This window comes from Halanaerobium kushneri (assembly GCF_900156285.1).
Classification (GTDB): domain Bacteria; phylum Bacillota; class Halanaerobiia; order Halanaerobiales; family Halanaerobiaceae; genus Halanaerobium; species Halanaerobium kushneri.
Genome location: NZ_FTNC01000002.1, coordinates 90312 through 108575, shown reverse-complemented (window position 1 = coordinate 108575; position 18264 = coordinate 90312). Strand labels below are relative to the sequence as shown.

Genomic DNA, 18264 nt, shown 5'->3' with positions numbered 1-18264 from the left:
TGATTTTGTGACAGAAATTAAAAATAGAGACCAACTTAAAGAAAGAGTTGAAAAAAAATTAATTGATATACTTTCTCAGGGATATAAAGCACATTATATCTTAAAAAAAGTGCTGAAAGATGATACACTGTTTGTGGACAACAAAGATATACTTGATGTAATCTTTATTGTCAGAGAGGAAATATCTGATAATGAGAATAGACCTGAACCATTCAGTCCTGCTAAATTATTAATTGCTACTGATTACGGTATCTTAATTCTGCAGGAAGGTTTTGAAGAAATAACCGATAATTATTTAGGTTATAGTATGCAGAAGATCTATTATAAAAATATGGACAGTATTAAACTTGATATTTGTATGCTTAATGGTAAGTTCAAGGTTTATTCTGGTGGCAATGAGTTGGTTGTGATAGAATTTGAAACGACAAAGTATTTTAAGGACTTCGAAGAATTTATTAAAATAATACACGATAATAAAATACTGGAATGTACTAATTAGAGAATAGGAGTGGGGAAATTTGGCTGTTACTATAAAAACAATCGCAGAAGAATTAGGAGTTTCTTATGCTACTGTATCAAGGGCATTAAATGATCATCCTGATGTGAATGATGACACAAAAAAAAGAGTTATTGAAAAAGCAAATGAAATGGGATATCAACCAAATGCAATTGCAAGGGGCTTAGTAAACAAGGAGACCAAGACAATAGGACTTGTAATACCTGATATAACTAATCCATTTTTCCCCCAGGTTGCCAGAGGAGTAGAAGAAGCTGCAGCAACTGCAGGTTATAATATTTTCCTCTGCAACTCGAACTGGAACAAAGATCGAGAAGAGCACTATGTTAACGCACTTCTGCAGAAACAGGTAGATGGTCTAATTATCACCCCAAGTTCTGAAGATCTGGGTCATTTAAAAAAATTATTAAAATCTAAAATTAAGGCAGTTTTTATCAGTTCCTTTATTCCGATGGAAAATTATACATCTGTTATTGTAGATAATGTTCTGGGAACAGAAAAGGCTGTAGACCATTTAATTGAAAAAGGCTATAAGAAAATAGCATTTATAGGTGCTGGAGAAGAACGATTTGCTAATAAGGAAAGACTTAAGGGATATAAAAAGGCATTAGCAAAGCATAATATAAAAGTAAGAGACGAATTTATAACCAGTGTTAAGAGATCATATGATCAGGAAAGTGGATATGAGTTAATGAAAAAGATTCTAACTAGGTTTGATAAATCTAAGCTTCCAGATGCAGTAATCTGTTATAATGATCTACTTGCTTTAGGAACAATTCAGGCTATAAAGGAAGCTGAGTTAAGAGTTCCCGAAGATATAGCTGTTATCGGATTTGATGATATTTCTTTTTCTTCACTTTCGGAAATCAAACTAACTACTGTAGCTCAGCCGAAATATGAAATGGGAAAGCTTGCTTTAGAAACACTTGTTGAAAAAATAAAAAGTAATTCTGATAAAGAATTTAAAAGTCAAATTATATTAACACCTGAATTAAAAATTAGAAAAACGACATAGCTTGAAGTACTGAAATCATTAATTCATTCTGTCTGAATTTAAAAAGGAGTTATTAATGAAAAAAATGAATTTTTCACATTTAGTAAAATCGGATAACTTAAATCATCATGGGACCCTTTATGCAGGAAGAATGGCTGAGTGGTTTGTCGAAGCCTGCTTTATTAATGGCGCTCAAACTACTCAACACCCAGAAAATATTGTCTGTGTAAAAATACATGAGCTCAGCTTTTATATTCCAACTGATAAGGGTGATATTTTAAATATTGAAACACAAATGATTAGATCTGGCAGGACCAGTTTTGTAGTTTATGGAAAAGCACATAAAAATAATAATACAGAAGATATAGTTGCAGATTGTTTTATTACCTTCGTTTTTGTTGATGAAAATGGAGACCCAATGGAACATGGATTAAATGTTGATGAAAGTGAAATCGATAATGAAATTATTAGACGTTTTGACAGTTTATAAAACAATAATAAGATTAATTATTATAAAAGGAGTGTTTATTAATGAGTGAAGAAGCAAAAAAGTTAGTTTCTGGAATGATAGATAGAGCAAGAAAAGCAATGGATCAGATTGCAGATTACAGCCAAGAAGAAATTGATGAACTATGTAATAAAGTAGCAGCTGCTGCAGCAAATGAAGAAGATGCTCAAGAAATTGCAGAGTTAGCTGTAGAAGAAACCAAAATGGGTGTTGTAGAACATAAGCGGGTTAAAATTACTAAAAAAGTAAAAGGAACCTGGAATGATATTAAAGATTTAAAATCTATGGGTAAAATTGAAGAAGATAAAGAAGAGGGAATTATTAAATTTGCTAAACCAGTAGGAGTAATTAGTGGTATAGTACCTGTAACCAACTGTGAAGCAACTCCTCCTGTAAAAGGCTTATTTGCTTTAAAAGGGAAAAATGCTATTGTTTTCTCACCTCATCCACGCAGCAAGAAAACATCTACTAAGATTGTTAACTTAATGAGAGATGTTCTAGAAGAGGCAGGTGCACCAAAAGATTTATTCCAGATTATTGAAGAACCTTCAATTGAAGCAACAAATGAGCTGATGTCACAGAGTGATCTGGTAGTAGCTACCGGTGGAGGCTCCATGGTTAAGGCAGCTTATTCCTCGGGAACTCCTGCTTATGGAGTTGGCCCTGGAAATGCACCAATTATTGTTGATGAAACAGCTGATTTAGAAGATGCAGCAGAAAAAATTATGAATGGTAAGACCTTTGATAATGGTACCAGCTGTTCTACAGAAAACTCACTGATAGTAGAGGAATCTGTTTATGATGAATTAATGGAAGAACTGCAGAAACAGGGTGGTTATTTTACAACAAAAGAAGAAAAGCAGCAGCTGCAGGATGCATTCTTTGTTGACGGCTACCATTTAAATATTGATTTAATCTGCCGCTCTGCCAAAATAATTGCAGATGCAGCAGGGCTTGATATTTCAGATGATATTAAATTCTTTATTGTCGAAGAAGATGGGGTAGGTAAAGAGTATCCCTATTCCGGCGAAAAACTGTCACTGATTTTAACAGTTTATAAATATAGTGGCTTTGATAATGCCCTAAAACGAGTTGAAGAGATCTTAAGATTCCAGGGCTTAGGCCATTCCTGTGGAATTCACTCTACAAATGATGAGCATATTGAAAAGCTGGGTGCTTTTGCTCCAGTAAGCAGAATTATGGTTAGACAGTCTCAAAGTTATGGTAATAGTGGTAACTGGAATAATGGTATGCCCTTTACCCTAAGTTTAGGCTGTGGAACCTGGGGTGGTAATATTACAACAGAGAATATTACTCTTAAACATTTCTTAAATGTAACTTGGCTTTCAAAACCAATTGAAGCTGAGATTCCAAGTGATGAAGAATTATTTGGTGAAGAAGCTTAATTGATTTTCTGTTAATACTAAAAAATAAATCTATAAAATAGAAGTCCCTTTTTGCAGATTCAATTGAAAAGTGGGCTTCTATTTCTTTAATGTCTAAATTTGAATATGTATAAGATAATTAATGAATTTTTTAACAAAGTTTATATTTATTAATTTGTGAAAGGTGGTTTTTAAATGTCAGTAGAAGATAAGGAAAAGTCTTTAGAAAATAAAAAAGAAACGATTCGTCTTGGTGGCGGCCAGGCCAGAATCGAAAAACAGCATAAAAAGAATAAAAAAACCGCTAGAGAAAGAATAGAATATCTATTAGATGATGGTACTTTTAATGAACTGAATATGTTTGTAGAAAACCGCAGCACATCTTTAGGAATGGACGAAAAGGAAGTTCCAGGAGAGGGAGTTGTAGTCGGTTATGGTACAATTGAAGGCCGTTTGGTCTATGTTTACGCTCAGGACTTTACAGTTATGGGAGGTTCAGTTGGTGAAGCACATGCCAATAAGATCTCTGAGGTAATGGATTTAGCTGTTAAAAACGGTGCCCCGGTAATCGGTCTTAATGATTCCGGTGGAGCGCGCATTAATGAGGGTATAGATTCTTTAAACGGCTATGGTGAGATTTTCTACCGCAATACCAAAGCTTCAGGAGTAGTACCTCAGATTACAGCGATCTTAGGTCCCTGTGCCGGTGGAGCAGTCTATTCACCAGCGATCACAGATTTTATCTTTATGGTCGACCAGACCTCAAAGATGTTTATCACCGGACCCAGTGTAATTAAATCAGTAACCGGTGAAGAAGTATCAGCAGAAGAACTCGGTGGAGCAGCCACCCACAACCAGGTCAGCGGTGTTGCCCACTTTATGGAAGACAGTGAAGAAGCTGCCTTAGATAATATCAGGCGCCTCTTATCCTACATACCGGATAATTTTAAAGAAGAGCCGGCAAAGCTTGAGGTTCAGGATGATCCGGGCCGCAGCACTGAAGAACTGAAAGAAATTGTTCAGGAAAACCCTCAGAAAGCTTATGATGTCAGAGATGTTATCGATATTCTGGCAGATAAAGATAGCTTTATGGAGGTTCAGCCCTACTTTGCTCAGAACGCAGTAGTCGGCTTTGCCCGCCTCAACGGACGCAGTGTTGGTATAGTAGCCAACCAGCCCCAGCATCTGGCAGGTTGTTTAAATATTGATGCTTCAACTAAAATAGCTCGCTTTATCCGCTTTTTAGACAGCTTCAATATCCCGATTATCTCTTTAGTTGATGTGCCGGGATATATGCCGGGTACAGAACAGGAATATGGGGGAGTAATCCGCCATGGTGCTAAGGTGCTTTATGCTTACTCAGAAGCAACAGTACCCAAGATAACTTTAATTATGCGCAAAGCTTATGGTGGAGCCTATATAGCAATGGGCAGCCGCTCAGTGAGAGCTGATCTGGTCTATGCCTGGCCGATAGCAGAAATAGCAGTTATGGGTCCAGAGGGTGCAGCCAATGTAATTTACAGAAAAGAAATTGCTAAAGCAGATGATCCAGAGCAGCTGCGCCAGGATAAAATAGATGATTACAAAGATAATTTCGCTAATCCATATATTGCAGCAAAAAGAGGGATGGTCAATGATGTCATCAAGATGGAAGAGACCAGAGCCAAGCTGATCAATGGTTTAGAGATGATGAGCAATAAAAAAGAAGATGGTCAGGATAAAAAGCACGGCAACATTCCACTCTAAAAGAGTTCCGCTTAAAAATACTTTGATATATCAGAGTTATTAAACTGATCTAAAAGAAAAAAATGCAATTCTTTAACTATAAAGTTATTTAACTAAGCGAATTTCATAAAAATAAGCCTTGATATAACAAAGATTTTAATGATATAAAAAGGGCTTCACCCCATCTTGTCGAATTAAATAGTAGCACCCATAAAATACGAAAGAAGGTGAAGCCCTATTAATAATATTCGACAAGAGTGTCTCTTTCCCTTTGAAGAATTGCTAAATTTATCGGAAACAGACAAATTAATTTGTATTTTAGATCCTATTGATCTTAAACCTATTGTTGAAAAGATAAAACCTAAGTCTAATAAAGGACCAACTGGATATAATCCAGAAGCTATTTTAAGAGCTTTTCTGGTCCAGCAGATTGAAAAGATTCCTACCAGAGCAGACTTAGTAAGCAAAATTGATAGAAGTCCATATCTCAGATATGTCTGTGGTTTTTCTACCACTGGCAGGGTGCCCAGTGAAGCAACTTTCAGCCGATATTACAGCAAATTATCTGAGACTGATGGTCTAGAATTACTAATGAATAATCTTTTAGATCAGAGTATAGAACTTAATCTATTAGAGACTGAGACAATGGCTATTGATGCTTCAAAGCTTGAAGCTTATGAAAGAGCTAAGTCAAGGTCAAAGATAGATAAAGAAAATTCCTTTACCCCTGATTGGGGTACTAAATTCGACTCTCATAAAAATCAGATAACATGGTTTGGCTGGAAGATACATGCTGCAGTTGAAACTAAATCAGAATTACCGATTGCTTTAACTTTAACTCCAGCCAATCATTCAGATAAAACCCAGGCAATACCTTTAGTTGAAAAGGTTAATGACTTTTTAGCTGAAAGAGATTTGATTAAACCAAAATATTGGACTATGGATTCAGGTTATGATACTACTGATATCTATGAGCATATTCTCTTTGAGCAGGATTCTCAGGCCATTATCCCAATCAACAAGCGTAATGCTAAACAGCCACCAGCTGGATTCTATGATTTTAAAGGAACACCAGTCTGCAGTGGTGGACACAAAATGTATTACTGGGGTCATTACAAGGGAGTCAACAAATTCAGATGCCCACATGTATGTGGTAAAGTTGATTGTATTCACGGAACTAAGTGGTGTTCTGACAGCAATTACGGTCAGGTAACTAAAACAAGACCAAAAGAAAATCCAAGATATATATCAACTCCACATAGAGATTCTAGAACCTGGAGAAAGATCTACAACAAAAGAACCAGTGTTGAAAGAACTTTTCCCAGACTAAAAGAGCATCTAAATTTAGAGAACTTAACTGTAATGGGGGCCAAAAAAGTTAAAACTCATTTGCTATTAAGTTCTATCAGTTTGATAGCTGCAAGAATTGCAGCCAAGAAAATCAAACTCCAAAATCAGGTTTTAGCTGCTTAAATAGCTTCTAAATTCATGATTTTAAGTTACCCAAGCTAAGTGCGTCTGAATTTAGCAGTAAATCTATGGTAAATCATTAAAATCTACAATTTCAAGTTAAAAGGCTTATTTTTATGATTCGCAGACAATATTTTTTTGAATTAAACTAAATTAAGTGTATTATGAAATTCGCTTAACTATAAAATAGTAATAAGTAGGTGAAAGTATGAATAATTATGTTCTTGGTCTGGAGTTATTGATAATAGGAATGGGAACAGTTTTCCTTTCCCTTTATCTGCTCTCAGTTTTCCTCCATTTCAGCGGAAAACTATTTGGACCGGAAAGTGGATCGAAAAAGAAAAGCAAAAATAAGGTTGAAAAGAAAAGAGAAATTTCAAAAGCTGAAAATAAGTCAGCAGCTGAAGCTGAAACTGCGGCTGCTGAAGAGGGATTTTCTCCGCAAAAGATAGCAGCAGTAACAGCAGCAATTTATGAAAGTTTAAATGATCAAAAAAATTATCGGATAATATCCATTCAAAAAAGTAATCAAAACTGGAAGAGATAGGAGCTGAATAGAGAATGAAAAAATTTAGAGTTGAGGTAGATGGTGAAGAATTTATTGTAAATGTTGAAGAAATAGGAAGTGAAACTGGTAGTTCTGCAGTAAAAAGCACAACCAGTGCAGGCAGCAGAAGTTCAGCTGCTCCTAAAACTAAAGCTAAAAAGGCAGCACCAAAGCCAAAAAAAGAACCACAAAAAGAGATGGCAGCATCTGCTGAAGCTGGTGAAGGTGATGTTGTGGCACCAATGCCCGGCAGCATCTTAGAGATCAATGTTAAAAAAGGTGAAACTGTCAGCAAAGGTGATACCTTAATAGTCTTAGAAGCAATGAAGATGGAAAACGAAATTACTGCAGTTGAGGCAGGAACAGTCAAAGATATCAAAGTAAGAGTCGGAGACAGTGTTGATGCAGAAGACATACTGCTGGTAATCGAATAGGGGGCTAAATCATGTTAGATAAGATCTCACTATTTATCCAGTCAACAGGTTATTTAAACCTGGGGCTTGGACAATTTATAATGATCATCATTGCCTCCATACTTTTGTATCTGGCAGTGGTCAAAGAATATGAGCCCCTGCTTTTAGTGCCGATCAGTTTTGGGATGCTCTTAGTTAATCTGCCCTTAGGAGGACTGATGGCAGCCGGGAAAGATGGTCAGGTAGGAGGTTTATTATACTACCTCTACCAGGGAGTTAAGCTCGGTATTTATCCTCCAATTATCTTTATGGGAGTTGGAGCCTGGACTGACTTCGGGCCGATGATCGCCCAGCCTAAAACTGCCCTTTTAGGTGCAGCAGCCCAGTTTGGTATCTTTGCTACTATTTTTGGAGCAATAGCCTTAGGTTTTTCACCTGCAGAAGCAGGTGCGATTGGAATTATTGGTGGAGCTGATGGACCGACAGCTATCTTTTCAGCCAGTCAACTGGCACCACATCTATTAGGTCCGATTGCAGTAGCAGCCTATTCCTATATGGCTTTAGTACCGATTATTCAGCCACCGATTATGAAGGCTCTAACAACCAAAGAAGAGCGTCAGGTCAAAATGGAGCAGTTAAGACATGTAACAAAAAAGGAAAAGATCATTTTTCCGATAGCTGTAACTTTACTTGGTGGTTTATTAGTACCCTCAGCCCTACCGCTTTTAGGTAGTCTGATGTTTGGTAACTTAATGCGGGAAGTGGGAGTAGTTGACCGCTTACTTAAAACAACCCAGAATGCCTTAATGAACATAGTGACTTTATTTTTAGGTCTTACAGTTGGGGCAACAGCCAGTGCAGAGGCATTTTTGAATGCCGAAACTATTGGTATCTTAGTTTTAGGTTTAATCGCCTTCAGCTTTGGTACAGCAGTAGGAGTTTTATTTGGTAAGGTGATGTATAAATTCAGTGGAGGTAAGGTCAACCCACTGATTGGTGCAGCAGGAGTATCTGCAGTACCGATGGCAGCCCGAGTTGTACAGAAGGTAGGTCAGGAAGAAAATCCATCCAATCACCTTCTAATGCATGCGATGGGTCCCAACTTTGCCGGAGTTATTGGTTCTGCAATTGCAGCCGGTACTCTGCTTTCAATTTTGGGTTAAGAACAGTTAAGATAAAATTAGTTAAAGCTGAACTATTAAATCAAGGTTTGAGAGGAGTAGAAAAATGAATTTAAACCCGATGAAAGAACTTCTGCAGGAAGCACACTTAAATAATTATGCTGTGGGGGCCTTCAATATTAATAATCTGGAATTTTTACAGGCTTTTGTTACCGGTGCTGAAGAAATGAAGGCACCTTTAATACTGCAGGTTAGTGAAAGGATTATTCCTTATATAGGTCTGGAAACTGTCAGCAGAATGACAGAAGCAATTATTAAAGATCGATCAATTCCAGTGGCACTGCATTTAGATCATGGAAGCAGATTTGAAAGTATTATAGCTGCAATTAGAGCTGGATTTTCTTCTGTAATGATTGATGCTTCAACAAAAGAGTTTGAGGAAAATATAGAAATGACTAAGAAGGTTGTAGAGGTAGCACACAGTGTTGGAGTAAGTGTTGAGGCAGAACTGGGTACAATTGCTGGAACTGAAGATGGTCATACAGTTGAAGAAAAAAATGCGATGTATACTGATCCTGATAAGGCTAAGGAATTTGTAGAAAAAACCGGAGTTGATGCCCTGGCAGTTGCAGTTGGTACAGCTCATGGTGTTTATCAGGGCAAGCCAGAATTAGATTTTGAAAGGCTTCATAAAATAAAAAGATTACTGGATATGCCTCTAGTTTTACATGGTGCTTCTGGTGTTTCTGATCAGGATTTAAAGACTGCTGTTAAATATGGGGTGAACAAGGTTAATTTTAATACTGATTTCCAGCAGGCATTTACTAAAAGAGTCAAAGAAATTTTTGCAGAGGACCCTGAAGTTTATGATGTTCATACTTATTGTGGACCTGGCAGAGATGCAGTAATTGAAAAGACAAAAGAAAAAATTAAAATACTTGGCAGCAGCAATAAAGCCTGGTAAATTTAATTTTATTTAGGGGATAAGGATCTGTGAGAAAAGCAGGTCTTTATTCTCTAAAATTAATATTGAAGAAGATAAATTATTATTAAATAAGTTATTGAAAAGTCTTATCACTCTGGAGTGAAATTGGAGGGGCTTCACTTGCAGCAGAAATATTTGTACCTCTGTTGACTAAATACGCTTTAATAAAATCCGGAGAAGGAAGTATTTGAATATTTTTAAATAAGTTGTGTTTAGTTTATTTTCAATAATAAATTTTATTATAAATAGGGAGGTGTGTTATGAAGAAATCAATCTGTATTGAGACAGTATTTACGGAATATCCATTTGAAGAGAGATTTAGTTTAGCATCTGAAGCAGGCTTTGATTATATTGAATTTTGGTCATGGGAAGATAAGAATTTAAAAAAAATAAAAAGATTGTGTAAAGAAAATGATCTAGAAATATCAAGTTTTTCCGGAGATAAAGATTATTCTTTAGTAAATCCTCAAGAAAATGAAGATTATATTAATTATATTAAGCTTTCAATTGAAAAGGCAAAATTTCTAAATTGTGATAATCTCGTTATTCATTCAAATGCACTAGGAGAAGGTGGTGTAGTACTGGATAGCTATGATGAAATAAGTGAGCACAAGAAATTTATTAATATGTATAAAGTTTTATCAGAGTTAGCACCTCTTGCAGAGGAAGCTGAAGTTAAGTTAGTTTTAGAGGCTTTAAATACTTATAAAGATCATGACGGTAATTGTCTTGCTCATACAAAAGATTCTGCAGAATTAGCAAGAATGGTAGATTCTTCCTATATCAAAGTCTTATTTGATGCATATCATATGCAGATAATGGAAGGGAATATTATTGAAAATTTAAGAGAATATATTGATGTGATTGATTATATCCATGTTGCTGACTCTCCCGATAGAAGTGAACCGGGTACAGGTGAGATAAATTATAAAAATATTTTTAAAGAATTAGAAACTCTTGATTACAGTCACTTCCTTGGTTTTGAATTGTTTCCTAAAAAAGAATCTAAGCAAGTAGCAGTTGAGTTAATAAACTTATAGGTTTATACTACAAACTTTTATTAATATTATCTAATCTCTTAAAATATTAAGTATATTAGGGAGGATATTTAAATGGATGTACTGAAAAATTTTAAAGAAAGAGCAGCTTCTAAGCTGCAGAAAATTGTTTTTGCTGAGGGTGATGATGAAAGAATAGTTAAAGCAGCTGCAGAAATTGAAGCTGAAAAAATTGCTGAAATAGTAATTTTGGGGAATTTGGAGTCAATTAAAGAGGCTGCAGCTGAATATGGAGTTGAGCTTGATGGAGTTGAAATTATTGATCCGGAAGATTCTGAGTACATAGCAGAATTTAGAGACGAATTTTATCAACTTAGAAAACATAAAGGAATTACTAAAGCCGAGGCTGAAAAGGCAGTAAAAGATCCACTTTATTTTGGAACAATGATGATTTATACTGATAAAGCAGATGGGATGGTTGCTGGGGCTGCAAATGCAACTGGTAATGTTTTAAGACCTGCTTTTCAGATTGTTAAAACCGCAGAAGGTATTTCAACAGTTTCCAGTGCCTTAATTATGGTTCTCAAAGATAAAAGCTTTGGGGAAGAGGGAGTAATGGTCTTTTCGGACTGTGCAGTAAATCCAGCACCTAATTCAGAGCAGCTGGCAGAGATTGCAATTTCAACAGCTGATACAGCAAAGAGCTTGCTAGATTTTGATCCAAAAGTTGCTATGCTTTCTTTCTCAACTATGGGAAGTGCCTGCCATGAAAACGTAGATAATGTGCGTGAGGCAGTAAAAATTGCCCACGAAAATGCTCCACATCTAAAAATTGATGGAGAGATGCAGGCAGATGCAGCTTTAGTAGAAAGTGTTGGTCAAAGAAAGGCTCCGGAAAGTGAAATTGCAGGTAGAGCAAATGTTTTAGTATTCCCTGATCTGCAGTCAGGTAATATTGGTTATAAGCTTGTACAAAGGCTGGCAGGTGCAGATGCGGTTGGTCCTATCTTACAGGGGCTGGCAGCACCAATTAATGATTTATCTCGCGGCTGCTCAGTTGAAGATGTAGTTAATTTAACAGCGATTACAGCAGTACAGGCTCAAAATAAATAAAATTTATAATTGCAAAAAAAGTGCAGTCTCCCTATTGGCGGGGAGGAGCTGCACTTTTTCTTATTTTTAATTCAGTTGGAGCAATAATCTGTAAGGGCATATGAATATCACCATTGATGCGGTCAATTAAAGTTTTAACCAGCTGCCTTCCTATTTCTTCTTTAGGAACATGCACTGTAGTTAAAGGTGGATTGGTAAATGGAGCCATTTTAATGTTGTCATAGGAAACTATTGAAATATCTGCTGGAATTTCTAAACCAGCTTCATGAATTGCCCTCATAGCACCAATACTCATATAATCACTGGCCACAAAAACTGCTGTCGGCAGTTCATCTAATTCCAGAATTTCCTTCATTTTTTCATAGGCTAATCCCATTTCCCAGTCTGCTTTTTTAACATATTTTTCTCTGATTGGCAGTCCGTGCCTCTTCATCACATCTGCAAAACCAAGATAGCGGTCCTCATGGACAACTGTATCATGATTTGAACCAATCAGAGCTGCACCAATAAAAGCAATTTCCTGATGGCCGAGTTCAACCAAATATTCTACAATTTCAGCTGCTGCTTCCCGTCTTTGAACATTAATTGCATCATAATCATGAATATCTGGGTTGCGGTTATCAAAGATAACGATATTTTCAAAGCTGTCTTTAAGCTCATTAAAAAACTTTTCTTCAATATATTCGGCAATTATAATTACCCCATCAGCCTCTTCCTGACTGACTAACTTATGCTCAATCGCAGGAACTTCCAGATCAGCCTGAGTGTAAGAAAAAGCTATAGAATAACCCTGTTTGCGGGCTTCATCTTCTAAACCCTCCAGCATAACTGAAAAGAAGGGGTGGTTGTATATTTTTGGCGTATCATTTAAGATAAAACCAATACTTTTAGTGGTAGTTGAATTCTGCTGATTATTCTTTTTATGCTTATTATAACCGAGTTGATCTACATAATTCCAGACAATCTCACTTGTATGCTCACTTACCGGTCTTGACTGATCATTATTAATAACTCGTGAGACAGTAGAAATCGAGACACCAGCTTTTTCGGCTATATCTTTTAATGTTACTCCCATAATAAATCACCTGACTTTAAGTTTTAAGGGTAAATATTTACCCTCATTTATTATAATAACTTATATTACTTGTAAATGCCAGCTTTTTGAACTGAAATCTTCCTGTTTTAGCTCTCCAATAGGCAGACCGGAGTAGAGGAGCTGACTGCCGCTCACTGTTTTATCAATTTCTTTAATATAATAATCAAAATCAGGGTTTAAGCCTTTAAGTTTGAAGGAGCCAGTAAAGACATTTGCTTCAGCCAGGATTTTGTAATAGCTGACAAAAGCTTCTCTCTGATCTTTAGAAACTGTCATCCAGGCTGTTTCATTACCCTCAAATGGACTGAGCAGTCGGTAGAAATCTCCATACTGAATTAATTTTCTCAGAGATTTAAATTTCTTTATCTGTTTTTTAATAATTTCTCTTTCTTTAAAACTCATTACTGTTGGATCAAGTTCATAGCCAAAAGCACCATAATAGGCTGTATCTGCTCTCATAGCTAAAGAGGTAATTCTACCGAGCTGATGATTGGGCACAGCAGAAATATGGGCTCCAATAGAAGAGACTGGATAAACTAAAGATGTACCATACTGAATCTTTAATCTTTCTACTGCATCTGTATCATCACTGGTCCAGGTCTGCGGCATATAATAGAGCATTCCCGGGTCAAAGCGGCCGCCTCCACTGGCACAGCTTTCAAATAAGATGTCAGAGAACTCAGCAGTTAATTCTTCTAAGACTCTGTAGAGACCAAGCATATAGCGGTGAGCTGTTTCTGACTGCCTTTCAGCTGCAAGCTGGTTTGAGCCAATCTCAGTCATATTGCGGTTCATATCCCACTTTACATAAGAGATATCTGCACTGGCAAATAGCTCACTTAAAATATTTATAATATAGTCCTGAACATCCCTGCGGGAAAAATCTAAGATCAGCTGGTTTCTGCCCTCTGAATTTTCTCGGTCAGGAACTTCTATTACCCAGTCTGGATGTTTACGGTAGAGATCACTGTCAGGAGAAACCATCTCCGGTTCAACCCAGATTCCAAAATCAAGACCTAGCTCATTTATTTTTTCTGCCAGACCGCTGACCCCATTTGGCAGCTTATTTTTATTTACATACCAGTCACCAAGAGAGGAAGTGTCATCATTGCGCCGTCCAAACCAGCCGTCATCGAGCACAAATAATTCTACCCCGAGTTCAGCTGCACTGGCAGCAATCTCGACAATTTTATCTTCATCAAAGTCAAAATATGTTCCTTCCCAGTTATTTAAAAGAACCGGTCTTTCTTCAGCTTTGAATTTGCTTTTAACGAGCCGCTCTCGGTAAAATTTATGGTAGAGCTGTGACATCTGATTTAAACCCTGATCTGAATAGGCAAGTACTGCCTCAGGTGCCTGAAATTCTTCTCCGGCTTCTAAAAGCCAGCTGAAATCAAAATCATTAATGCCTAAGGATAATCTTGTCCGATCATAGTGGTTAACTTCAACAGCAGCCTTAAAATTACCGCTGTAAACTAAATTGGCTGCATAGACCTCTCCCTGATATTCATCTGTATTGGGGCGAGTTAGAGCAATAAATGGATTCTGATAGTGGCTGCTGGCACCTCTTTTACTTTCAATCTGCTGTAGACCCTGGATAAGGGGGCGGGTTTTGAGGTATCTTTCTCTACCCCAGGCTCCAGAAAGCTGCAGCATCTCAAAATTACTGTCTTCAAAATCGAGACTCATCGACAGTGCAGACTGCAGTTTTAAATTTTCTTGCCCCTGATTAATAATTTTAGCCGAGCGGGTGATAATATCATAGTCTGCAAATACTGTGTAGGTTAAAGTTATTTTAAAATCTGCTGTCTGATCAATTAGATCAATTTCCAGGCTCTCTACATTATCATCTGCCTCTGCATAAGAAGCAGGAAGACCTGTAAGCTCAGATTTTCCTTCATAGATTCTGTGTTCAGAATAGATAGCCTTAGTTGTTCTGGATCCATTTTCCTGCAGGACCTTATAAGCCGGCACTCCATAATCTGTATTTCCATAGGCCGGGTATTCCTGTGGCAGCAGTTCTAAAGAAAGATTATCTTCCTTGATAATTGTCATTACAGGTCGGTCACCATATAATATTTTATCTTCAAAATCTAAACTGCCGCCTAATTTTTTACCCCAGTAGAGATGAGCAGGATATTTATCATTAATAATTTTTATTATATAACTTGTATTTTTAGTTTTTAAGTGAAATAATTCTTTCTTCTGGTTAAAATCAATTGCCATAATTTTTCTCCCTTCTGTTTTTAAATTTATATATAGATTAGATTCAGTTATTTAACCTTTAACTGCACCACTTGTTAAGCCTTCTACAATCCATTTCTGCAGCATTGAGAATAATAAAATTGTTGGAATTATAGAAATAACTGTGGCTGCATTGATTGAACCCCAGGCTACCTGAGTTGAACCAAAAAAGTTATTTAAACCAATTGGCAGAGTTTTAGTTGCCATCGACTGAGAGATAACAGAAACAAAGAGAAAATCTCCCCAGGAAACCATAAAAGAATAGAATGAAGCTACTACTATACCAGGTGCTGCAACCGGCAGTATAACTTTAATTAAAGTCTGAAATGGTCCCAGACCATCGATCATTGCTGCCTCATCAAGTTCTTTGGGTACTCCATCAAAATAGCCTTTAATCAGCCAGATTGAAAAGGGAAGACCTAAGATGATGTGGGTAAAGATTATTCCAGCATAACTGTCGATTAAATTCATAGAAAAAAGCAGTCCAAAAATAGGAATTACCAAAAGTACCCAGGGAAACATGTTGGATAAAAGCATGGTAATTATAAAGGCATTTTTAAATTTCAGCTGAAAACGGGAAAGAGAATAGGCTCCGAAAACAGAGATCGTTACTACTACAATTGTTGTAATTGAGGCAATTAGAATTGAATTTTTAAAATACCCGATAAAATTACCTGTGCCGCCACCGGACTGAAAAACATTAAAGTAGTGTTTGATCATTAAGCCATTGGGATTTTCAAAAAATTTGCCAGAAAACATAGCTGACTCAGTTCTAAAGGATGAATAAAAAAGCCAGATAAAGGGTACTAAAATAAACATTGTTAGACTGATTAGAGCTATATATTTTAAAATAAGAGTTGATTTTTTTTGGTGCATTTAGTCATCACTCCTTACAAGACGGATATAAAAGATGGAAAAGACCATCATCACCAGCATCATTAAAATACCCATTGCTGAGGCGTGTCCGTATTCATAGTAGTTCCAGGCTGTCTGATAGATCTGGGTTGCCAAAACTTCAGTTGAGCCAACAGGGCCACCACCAGTAGAAAGATAAATAAAATCAAAGTTGTTAAAGGTCCAGAGCACATGCAGTACAATAACGATCATTGATGGATATTTTAAGTTTGGCAGGGTAATATAAAAGAATTTATGCCAGGCTGATGCTCCATCAATATCAGCTGCTTCGTAATAATATTTTGGAATTGACTTTAAGCCTGCATACAGAGTAATAGCATAAAAAGGCATATTCCGCCAGACATGCATAATCACAATTAGAGGAAAGGCAAAGTTTTTATCACCAAACCAGTATCTTGTTAAATGTCCTAGTCCTATATTTTTTAAGATCATATTTATAAGTCCATAGTCAGGTAAAACCAGCCAGTCAAACATAACAACAGTTGAAGCTACAGGAATAACCCAGGGGATCATAATTGTATATTTTACCCAGCCTAAACCTTTGAGATCTTCATTTAATAAAAGTGCCATTGCCATTCCTAGAATATATTGTAAGGAAACTGCCAAAATAACAAGAACAAAAGTGTGCATAAAAGCTGTCCAAAATTCCGGGTTATTTAAGACTTTGATATAGTTTTCTAGACCAATAAAACTTGCTTCATTGTAAATACTTGCGTTTGTAAAACTTTGTATAAATGCTCTAACAGTGGGATAAAAAATAATTAAGCCAAAGGCCAAAAGAGTTGGTAATAGAATTAAATAGCCCTTTAAATTATTTTTTTTATTATTAATCATAAAGCTGCCTCCTTGAGAAAATTAAGTTTTAAAAGTCAGATAAAATTTTTTAAGGGAGGACAGGCCATTTTGACCTGTCCGGAGGGTTATTCTCTTTTAGCTTATAAATTAGCTGCAATATCTGATAATTCTTGATGGAGTTTTTCTGCAATTTCTGCAGGGCTTCCTTCATCATAAATTACTTCCTGAATTGCACCTATGATTGCATTTTGTGGTCTTTCCCAGCTGATTGGGTCCAGGGCAACACCAGTATCTGCAAATTTACTGAAACCCTGCAGCCACCAGTTATCTGCCATTTTTGGTTCTGCCATTACATCTTTACGAGGAGATAGCACACCAGCATTAGAGTCAACTAATAATTGGAAGTCCTTATTTGTTACTTCTTTAACTAAATTCCATGCTTTTTCTGGATTATCAGTGTATTTATTTATCATAATTGGCTTAACTTCCATATAAGTTCCAGGAGTTCCATTTTTATTAACTGGAATAGCTGCAATACCTGTATCATCAATTACTTCAGCCCTTGCTTCATCTTCATAACGGTGGGACCAGATCCAGGGGCCAACAGTTACCATTGCCTGGTTACCAGAAGTATATCCGTAATCTAATGCTTTCCAGTCAGCACCACGATTGTCCATTGAAATTGCACCAGAGCTAAACATTTTGTCATATAAGTTTAATACCTCTTCTAACTGATCAACTGTTGCAGTAACTTTTACATTTTCACCAGATACATCAAACATAGATTTGTTTAGCTGTAAGTAGAAGGACATAAATTCCTGGAAGGCTCTAACTTCTCTTTCCTTAGTTGTAAACATAAATCCATCCATTCCTTCTACATTTTCAGAAATATAGGAAGCTGTTTCTACAAGTTCATCCCAGTTAGTAGGAACCTCTAAACCATATTCTTCAAAAATTGATTTTCTATATAAAAGTAATCTTACATTGGTATTATAGGGAATAGCGTAAATTTCTCCGTCAATTGTAACTGCATCCATGACATTATCTAAATACTGATCTTTATCTTCATAACCTTTCCAGAAATCATTTAAGGGCATAATTAAACCTGCTTTTGCATAAGTAAACATCTGCTCTAGTACCCCTTCAACAACATCCGGGTTTCCAGTTTTCGCCTGGACGATAAACTGCTGTGAAATATCACGATAGAGAGGAGGTCCATAATCAGTTGAAACATCTAAATTAGTATTATTTTCGAAGAAATTTACAGTTTCATCTAAACCTGACCATTCACTGGTAAATGAGGTATGCCATAAAACAAGTTCTTCCGCAGCTGATGAAAAAGTTAAGGTGAGAACAAAAAAGAGAGCTAAAGATAAGATTAAAGATTTTTTGATAGACATATAATATTCCTCCTAAGTTTTTTTATGATTTTGACCAG

Annotated in this window: 17 protein-coding genes; 12 read left to right on the top strand and 5 right to left on the bottom strand. The window is 36.3% G+C overall.

From position 1 onward, the window contains the following. Window positions 1-7: 7 nt before the first annotated feature. The 12 genes from BW929_RS02385 to pta all read left to right on the top strand — a co-directional run bounded on the left by BW929_RS02385 (window position 8) and on the right by pta (window position 11776). Window positions 8-499 carry a hypothetical protein gene (locus BW929_RS02385; RefSeq protein ID WP_076543776.1) on the top strand — a complete coding sequence of 164 codons (492 nt, stop codon included), beginning with the start codon at window positions 8-10 and terminating at the stop codon, window positions 497-499. Between the two features lie 19 nt (window positions 500-518). Further along, on the top strand, window positions 519-1532 hold the full coding sequence (locus tag BW929_RS02380; protein ID WP_076543775.1) for a LacI family DNA-binding transcriptional regulator: 1014 nt from the start codon (window positions 519-521) through the stop codon (window positions 1530-1532). A gap of 55 nt (window positions 1533-1587) precedes the next feature. Next, window positions 1588-2001 (top strand): acyl-CoA thioesterase, encoded by a 414-nt coding sequence (locus BW929_RS02375; RefSeq protein ID WP_076543774.1) that lies wholly within the window; start codon window positions 1588-1590, stop codon window positions 1999-2001. A gap of 41 nt (window positions 2002-2042) precedes the next feature. Further along, window positions 2043-3425 (top strand): aldehyde dehydrogenase family protein, encoded by a 1383-nt coding sequence (locus BW929_RS02370; RefSeq protein ID WP_076543773.1) that lies wholly within the window; start codon window positions 2043-2045, stop codon window positions 3423-3425. A 174-nt stretch (window positions 3426-3599) separates the two neighbouring features. Beyond that, window positions 3600-5150 carry an acyl-CoA carboxylase subunit beta gene (locus tag BW929_RS02365; protein WP_076543772.1) on the top strand — a complete coding sequence of 517 codons (1551 nt, stop codon included), beginning with the start codon at window positions 3600-3602 and terminating at the stop codon, window positions 5148-5150. A gap of 258 nt (window positions 5151-5408) precedes the next feature. Continuing rightward, a complete protein-coding gene (locus BW929_RS02360) occupies window positions 5409-6602 on the top strand; it encodes a transposase (protein WP_084566057.1) in 1194 nt (397 codons plus the stop codon). Window positions 6603-6807: 205 nt separating this feature from the next. Beyond that, the gene (locus BW929_RS02355; RefSeq protein WP_076543770.1) at window positions 6808-7146 is read left to right on the top strand and encodes an OadG family protein; all 339 of its coding nucleotides are present in this window, start codon (window positions 6808-6810) and stop codon (window positions 7144-7146) included. A 14-nt stretch (window positions 7147-7160) separates the two neighbouring features. Continuing rightward, on the top strand, window positions 7161-7580 hold the full coding sequence (locus tag BW929_RS02350; protein WP_076543769.1) for a biotin/lipoyl-containing protein: 420 nt from the start codon (window positions 7161-7163) through the stop codon (window positions 7578-7580). A gap of 11 nt (window positions 7581-7591) precedes the next feature. Next, window positions 7592-8722, top strand: coding sequence for a sodium ion-translocating decarboxylase subunit beta (locus tag BW929_RS02345; RefSeq protein WP_076543768.1), 1131 nt, complete (start codon window positions 7592-7594; stop codon window positions 8720-8722). A gap of 64 nt (window positions 8723-8786) precedes the next feature. Continuing rightward, entirely contained in the window at window positions 8787-9644 is an 858-nt protein-coding gene (gene fba / locus BW929_RS02340; protein ID WP_076543767.1) for a class II fructose-1,6-bisphosphate aldolase, read from the top strand. A gap of 281 nt (window positions 9645-9925) precedes the next feature. Then, on the top strand, window positions 9926-10705 hold the full coding sequence (locus BW929_RS02335; protein WP_076543766.1) for a TIM barrel protein: 780 nt from the start codon (window positions 9926-9928) through the stop codon (window positions 10703-10705). Window positions 10706-10777: 72 nt separating this feature from the next. After that, entirely contained in the window at window positions 10778-11776 is a 999-nt protein-coding gene (gene pta, locus BW929_RS02330) for a phosphate acetyltransferase (protein WP_076543765.1), read from the top strand. A 31-nt stretch (window positions 11777-11807) separates the two neighbouring features. On the opposite strand, the gene BW929_RS02325 is transcribed toward pta, so the two are convergent. The 5 genes from BW929_RS02325 to BW929_RS02305 form a co-directional block, all read right to left on the bottom strand. Continuing rightward, a complete protein-coding gene (locus BW929_RS02325) occupies window positions 11808-12851 on the bottom strand; it encodes a LacI family DNA-binding transcriptional regulator (RefSeq protein WP_076543764.1) in 1044 nt (347 codons plus the stop codon). Between the two features lie 60 nt (window positions 12852-12911). Next, window positions 12912-15098, bottom strand: coding sequence for an alpha-galactosidase (locus BW929_RS02320; RefSeq protein ID WP_076543763.1), 2187 nt, complete (start codon window positions 15096-15098; stop codon window positions 12912-12914). 51 nt (window positions 15099-15149) lie between these two features. Beyond that, complete coding sequence (locus BW929_RS02315; RefSeq protein ID WP_076543762.1) at window positions 15150-15992, bottom strand: carbohydrate ABC transporter permease; 843 nt, start codon at window positions 15990-15992, stop codon at window positions 15150-15152. Then, entirely contained in the window at window positions 15993-16865 is an 873-nt protein-coding gene (locus BW929_RS02310; RefSeq protein WP_076543761.1) for a carbohydrate ABC transporter permease, read from the bottom strand. 101 nt (window positions 16866-16966) lie between these two features. Beyond that, entirely contained in the window at window positions 16967-18226 is a 1260-nt protein-coding gene (locus BW929_RS02305; protein ID WP_076543760.1) for an ABC transporter substrate-binding protein, read from the bottom strand. Between the last annotated feature and the right edge of the window lie 38 nt (window positions 18227-18264).